The organism is Achromobacter sp. DMS1 (assembly GCF_001270295.1).
In genome coordinates, this window is sequence record NZ_LHSJ01000249.1 from 1 (window position 1) to 6273 (window position 6273).

Consider the following 6273-nt stretch of genomic DNA (forward strand, 5'->3'; position numbering starts at 1 on the left):
CCGGCGCTGATGGCCAGGGCGTAGGCGCGGCCCGGTATGCGGTCCAGCACCGGGTAGTAGCAGCGGTCGAAGAATTCCTTCATTTCTCCGCTCAGGCTGGCCAGGTTCTCGGGCGCACAGAAGAGGTAGCCGTCGCTGGCCAGCACGTCATCGGGCATGGCGTCGGCCGCGCGGCGCAGCGTCGCGGCGAAGTTCGCGGCTTCTTCCAGTTCTTCGGCGGCCCGCGTTGCGCCGCGCGCCGCCGCCTCGGCCATCTGGCGCGCCGCGCCGGTGCGCGAATGCCACACGATGAGCAGGCGCTTGGCGGAGCCGGCCGCGCCTCCGGGGGACCGCGACGGCGCGCCTGCGGAGCGGTCCGGCCGGCTCATGGCCCGCCCTCCAGCCGCGCCAGCCGCTCCAGCGGGTCCTGGCGGTAGTAGGCGCGCAGCAGCCCGTACCATTGCGGCAGGGCCTCGGCCAGGGGCGCGGGATCGACGAAGAAATGCTCCGAGCTCACGGCGAAGAATTCCGCTTCGTCGGTCGCGGCGTACGGGTCCAGCGGCAATTGTCCGTACCAGGCGTCGGCCTCTTCGCTTTCGGGGTCGATGTGGCGCGGAATGGCGGCCTCGACCGCATCCAGGGCGGCCGTGAAGCGGTCCAGGCTGTCTTCCAGGACGCGCCGCCACTGCCGCGGCGGCAGGTCGCGGTGCGCCGCCAGGCCCGGCATGCCGTCGGCTTCGCCCGCCTGCAGGTCCAGCTTGTGCGCGAATTCGTGGATGACCACGTTGAAGGCGTCCGCGCGCGCTTGCGCGTCTTCCCAGGACAGCACCACCGGACCGCCTTCCCAGGCTTCGCCGGCGGCGTCTTCCACGTATTCGTGCACCACGCCGGCCGCGTCCTGGCGGGTGCGCGGGATACGGAAGCCGGCGGGGTAGACGATGATCTCGTTCCAGCCCTCGTACAGGGAGGGCGGGAGGTTGAGAATGGGCAGGCTGGCCTGGGCGGCGATGGACAACGCCATGAAGTCGGACACCTCCATGCCCTGGGCGCCGTTGATGTGCTTGCTGGCCAGCAGCCATGCGCTGCGGGCCAGCAATTGCGCGCGCTCGGCTTCGTCGAGGGCGCGCAGGAAGGGATAGGCGTCGAGCACCCTGCGCCACAGTTCGGGGTCGATGCGGGCCTGCAGCTCGGCCACTTCCGATGGCCGGGCGCCCAGGCCCTTGAGCCAGCGCAACATGGATTCCGGTTCCTTGCTTATTGCCTCGGGCCCCGCCGCGCCGCCCGGGACGGGCCGGCTACGCGGGGTTCCTTTTGGAGTGCACAGGCCCTAGTGTAGAGTGTCGGAATTCCCAACCAAACCCTAGCTGCGCCCGTAATGCCCGCCCCGTCCGCTCCCGATGCGTCCCAGCCCTTCGATGCTTCCTGGAGGCAGGAAGCCACCGCGGGCCTGGAACCCGGCGACCTGACCCTCATCGACCGCGCCGTGGCCTGGGCCGAACCCCGGTACGAGGGCCAGAAAGCCCAGACCGGCGAGCCCATGGCCGCGCACGGCGCGGGGGTGGTGCGCATCCTGGCGGGCATGCATACCGACGCCGCCACGCGCGGCGCCGCCTTGCTGGCGGCCATCCCCACCGACCTGTCCGCGCCCGCGCCCGCCTTGCGCGACGATCCCGTCGCGGCCGAATTCGGGGCCGAGGTGGCGCGGCTGGTGCAGGGCGCGCGGGCGCTGCTCAGGCTGGGAGTGGTGGCGCGCCAGGCCAGCGACGCCGCGGCCGGCAGCGGCACGCAGAAAGAGATGCAGCGCAAAATGCTGCTGGCCATGGCGGCCGACCTGCGCATCGTGCTCATGCGGCTGGCCTCCAGGTTGCAGACCCTGCGCTGGCATGCCGAGAGCAAGACGCCCTGTTCGGCCGCCTTCGCGCGCGAGACGCTGGACCTCTACGCGCCGCTGGCCAACCGGCTCGGCATCTGGCAGATCAAATGGGAAATGGAAGACCTGGCCTTCCGTTTCCTGGAACCCGACAGGTACAAGCAGATCGCGCGGCTGCTCGAAGAAAAGCGCGTCGAGCGCGAGGCCTTCATCGCCGACGCGGTCGGGCGCCTGAAGCGCGCGCTCGAGCGCGCTGGCATCCCGGCCGAAGTGAGCGGCCGGCCCAAGCACATCTACAGCATCTGGAACAAGATGCGCATCAAGCGCCTGGACTTTTCCCAGCTCTACGACCTGCGCGCGCTGCGCGTCATCGTGGAGGACGTGCGCGCCTGCTACACCGCCCTGGGCCTGGTGCACGAGATGTGGACGCCCATGCCCGAGGAGTTCGACGACTATATCTCACGACCCAAGCCCAACGGCTACCGCTCGCTGCACACCGTGGTGGCCGACGCCGACGGGCGGCCGTTCGAGGTCCAGATCCGCACGCGCGAGATGCATCAGTTCGCCGAATACGGCATGGCCGCGCACTGGCGCTACAAGGAGGCGGGCGCCAAGGGCGGGCAGGTGGCGGCTTCGAGCGAATACGATCGCCAGCTTGCCTGGATGCGGCAGCTTCTGGCCTGGAACAGCGAGGTCGAGGCGGGCGGCGCGCCCAAGGCGCCGGACGAGGCGCGGCCGGCTCCCCGCGGCGGCGGCCGGGGACGCCCATGCCGCCGCCGCGCCCGCGCAGGGCGAAGACCGCATCTACGTGCTCACGCCGCAGGCGCGCGTGATCGAGCTGCCGGCCGGCGCCACGCCGGTCGATTTCGCCTATCACCTGCACACCGACCTCGGCCACCGCTGCCGGGGCGCGCGGGTGGACGGGCAGATGGTGCCGCTGCAGACGCGGCTGTCCACCGGCCAGACCGTGGAGATCATCGCCGCCAAGGCCGGCGGCCCTTCGCGCGACTGGCTCAACCCGCAGCTGGGCTTCCTGGCCAGTCCGCGGGCGCGGGCCAAGGTGCGCATGTGGTTCAACGCCATCGAGTTGCAGCAGCGCATCACCCAGGGCCAGGCGCTGGTCGAGAAAGAGCTGCAGCGCCTGGGCAAGACGGCCGTCAACCTGGAGCAGCTGGCGCAGAACCTGGGCTTTGCCCGCGCCGACGATCTCTACGTGGCGGCCGCCAAAGACGAATTCAGCCTGCGCCAGATTGACGCGCTGTTCCAGCAGCCCGCGCCGGCCGCCGAGCCCCCAGCCGGCGGCCTTGCGCGGCGCCAGCGCCGACAGCGCCGGAAAAGAGCGGCAAGAGCGGCGTGCTGGTGGTGGGCGTGGGGTCGCTGCTCACGCAGCTGGCGCGCTGCTGCCGGCCGGCCCCGCCGGACGCCATCTCGGGCTTCGTCACGCGCGGGCGCGGCGTGTCCATCCACCGCAGCGACTGCCACAGCTACCAGGCCCTGGCCGCGCGCGAGCCCGAGCGGGTCATCGAGGTGGCCTGGGGCAAGACGTCGGACACTTTTTATCCCGTGGACATCAGCGTGCGCGCGCACGACCGCCCGGGGCTGCTGCGCGACCTCTCCGAAGTCTTCGCGCGCCTGCGGCTCAATGTGGTGGGGGTGAACACCCAGAGCCGGCAGTCGCTGGCCCACATGGTGTTCACGGTGGAGGTGCGCGGCGGCGAAGGCCTGTCCCGCGCGCTGGACGCCCTAGCCGAGGTGCCGGGCGTATCGTCGGCGGTGCGCCGCTAGGGCGCACGCCCGCGGCTCAGTGGTCCAGCGCGTCGCCGGCGCGTTCGCGCATGAAGAACGAGGCCGCCAGGCCCAGGGCCACGCCGAACATCACGTAGTAGGCGGGCGCCATGGGCGAGCCCGTGGTCTTGATGAGCCAGGTCACGATGAACTGCGCGAATCCGCCGAAGATCATCACGGCCACGTTATAGGCCAGCGACAGGCCCACCGAACGCACCCGGGCCGGGAACAGCTCGGCCATGACCGTGCTGAACACGCCGAAGAAGGCCGAGACGAACAGGCACACCACCACTTGCACGGTGAGCAGGCGGCCGATGGAGGGCGCGCCGGAAAGCCAGGCGTAGAGCGGGTAGAGCACCAGCAGGTAACCGATGAGCGAGCCGATGACCAGCGGACGGCGGCCGACGCGGTCGGACCATGCGCCCATGAACGGGGTTAGCACCACCATGAGGGCGGCGCCCGCCATCTGCACCATGAAGGTCTTGTCCAGCGGCAGCTTCAGGGTCTGGGTGGAGTAGGTGACCAGGTAGGTGAAGGTGATGTAGATGGACACCGTGGCCGTCACCACCAGGCCCACGCCGATCAGGGTTTCGCGCGTGTGGCTGGCGAGCATCTGGCCCAGGCTCAGGCGCTGCGCCATGCCGCGCGCGGCCGCCTGGCGCTCTTCTTCCTGGATTTGCCGGAAGGCCGCCGTTTCGTCGATGTTGCGGCGGATGTAGAGCGCGATGGGTACGATCACCAGGCCCAGCGCGAACGGAATGCGCCAGGCCCAGTCGGCGATCTGCTGCGGCGTGAAGAATTCGGTGATGAGCGTGCCGCACGCCGCGCCGATCAGCAGCGCCAGCATCTGCCCCGCCATTTGCCAGGAGCCGTAGAAGCCGCGTTTGCCCGCGGGCGCCATTTCGATGAGCAGGGCGGTCGAGGTGCCGAATTCGCCGCCCGCCGAGAAGCCTTGCAGCAGCCGGGCGATGAGGATGACGATGGGCGCCAGGATGCCCGCCGCATGGTAGGTGGGCGCCACCGTGATCAGGGCGATGGACACCGCCATCAGCGAGGTGACCAGCACCATGGCGGCCTTGCGTCCCTTTTTGTCGCCGTAAAGTCCCAGGATGATGCCGCCCACCGGGCGCATGAAGAAGCCCACGCCGAAGATGGCCGTGGTCATCAGGATGGCGTTGAGATCGCTGCCCGGAATGTTGGGGTCGGTCGGAAAGAACAGTTTCGAGATGATCGGCGTCATGAACGCGAACACCAGGAAGTCATACCATTCGAGCGCGTTGCCGATCACGGCGGCCGCAATGTTGCGGGTGGGTACTGCAGAGTGCTGCACGGTTTCTCCTTGGGGGCGGGATGAGTCCCAGGCCGCAATTGTAGGAGCAAGCCGGAGAGCGGGCCGCGCGGGCGGAGCCGGCCACGCAGCCCCTCGCGGGGATTACACTCTGGTTTTTACCCGTGAGAGCAGTGACATGAACGCGCGCACCTGGCTGGAAACGCTGGTTGGCTTCGACACCACCAGCCGGAATTCCAATCTGGCCCTGATCGAAACCGTACGAGACTGGCTGAAGGGCCAGGGCGTGGAGGCGTGGCTGGCGCACAATCCCGAAGGCAACAAGGCCAACCTGTTCGCCACCCTGCCGGCCCGGGACGGCGGCGTGCAGGGCGGCATCGTGCTGTCCGGCCACACCGACGTGGTGCCCGTGGACGGCCAGGACTGGAACACCGATCCCTTCAAGCTGGCCGAGCAGGACGGCCTGCTCTACGGCCGGGGCAGTTGCGACATGAAGGGCTTCATTGCCGGCGCGCTGGCCCTGGTGCCCGAGTTCCTGGCCATGCCGCGCAAGAAGCCCATACACCTGGCGTTTTCGTACGACGAGGAAGTCGGCTGCGCCGGCGCGCCCTACATGCTGGCCGACCTGCAGGAGCGGGGCATCCGTCCCGAGGGCTGTGTGGTGGGCGAGCCCACCGGGATGCAGGTGGTGGTGGCCCACAAGGGCATCAACCTCTTCCGCTGCAAGGTCCATGGCAAAGCGGCGCACTCCTCGCTGACGCCGCGCGGCTGCAACGCCATCGAATACGCCGCGCGCCTGATCTGCCGCATCCGCGATCTGGCCGACGGGTTCAAGGCCAAGGGCCCCTACGACCAGTTCTACGACGTGCCGTTCACCACCATGACCACCAACCAGATCCGGGGCGGCATCGCGGTGAACACCATTCCCGAGTTCTGCGAGTTTTCCTACGAATTCCGCAACCTGCCCGGCATGCGACCCGACGACATCCAGGCCGAGGTGGAGCGCTACGTGCGCGAGGAACTGCTGCCGCGCATGCGGGCCGAGTACGAAGACGCCCGCATCGAGATCGAAACCGGCGCGGCCGCGCCCGCGCTGGAGGCGTCGGAGCAGGAAGCCATCACCAGGCTGGTGCGCGCGCTGACCGAAGACCGCGCCACGCGCAAGGTGGCCTACGGCACCGAGGCGGGGCTGTTTCAGGGCATCGGCATCCCGACCGTGGTCTGCGGCCCGGGCCACATCGAGCAGGCCCACAAGCCCAACGAGTACGTGGCGCTGGACCAGCTCGCCGCCTGCGAGAATTTCCTGCGCCGCCTGGGCCAGTCGCTCTGAGTCGCCGGCGGGCGCGCCGGG

General features: G+C 69.5%; 4 protein-coding genes and 1 pseudogene. 2 read left to right on the forward strand and 3 right to left on the reverse strand.

The window, feature by feature from the left end; all coding sequences use genetic code 11:
- Both AD428_RS21390 and AD428_RS21395 read right to left on the reverse strand, forming a co-directional pair.
- The coding region (locus tag AD428_RS21390; protein WP_369798809.1) for an NAD(P)H-dependent oxidoreductase at window positions 1-254 on the reverse strand (254 nt) is incomplete at its 3' end.
- A 110-nt stretch (window positions 255-364) separates the two neighbouring features.
- Complete coding sequence (locus AD428_RS21395; RefSeq protein WP_053246522.1) at window positions 365-1216, reverse strand: zinc-dependent peptidase; 852 nt, start codon at window positions 1214-1216, stop codon at window positions 365-367.
- A gap of 138 nt (window positions 1217-1354) precedes the next feature.
- Between AD428_RS21395 and AD428_RS29805 the strand changes: the two are divergent.
- A pseudogene (locus AD428_RS29805) lies at window positions 1355-3634 on the forward strand (RelA/SpoT family protein).
- Between the two features lie 16 nt (window positions 3635-3650).
- Here AD428_RS29805 and AD428_RS21405 read toward each other — a convergent pair.
- Window positions 3651-4964 (reverse strand): MFS transporter, encoded by a 1314-nt coding sequence (locus AD428_RS21405; RefSeq protein ID WP_053246523.1) that lies wholly within the window; start codon window positions 4962-4964, stop codon window positions 3651-3653.
- A 136-nt stretch (window positions 4965-5100) separates the two neighbouring features.
- On the opposite strand from AD428_RS21405, the gene argE reads away from it, so the two are divergent.
- Entirely contained in the window at window positions 5101-6252 is a 1152-nt protein-coding gene (gene argE / locus AD428_RS21410; protein ID WP_053246524.1) for an acetylornithine deacetylase, read from the forward strand.
- The last annotated feature ends 21 nt before the right edge of the window (window positions 6253-6273 follow it).

Coding starts and splice junctions, on each gene's coding strand:
- AD428_RS21395 (WP_053246522.1), bottom strand. CDS start 1,216: ATGTTGCGCTGGCTCAAGGGCCTGGGCGCCCGGCCATCGGAAGTGGCC.
- argE (WP_053246524.1), top strand. CDS start 5,101: ATGAACGCGCGCACCTGGCTGGAAACGCTGGTTGGCTTCGACACCACC.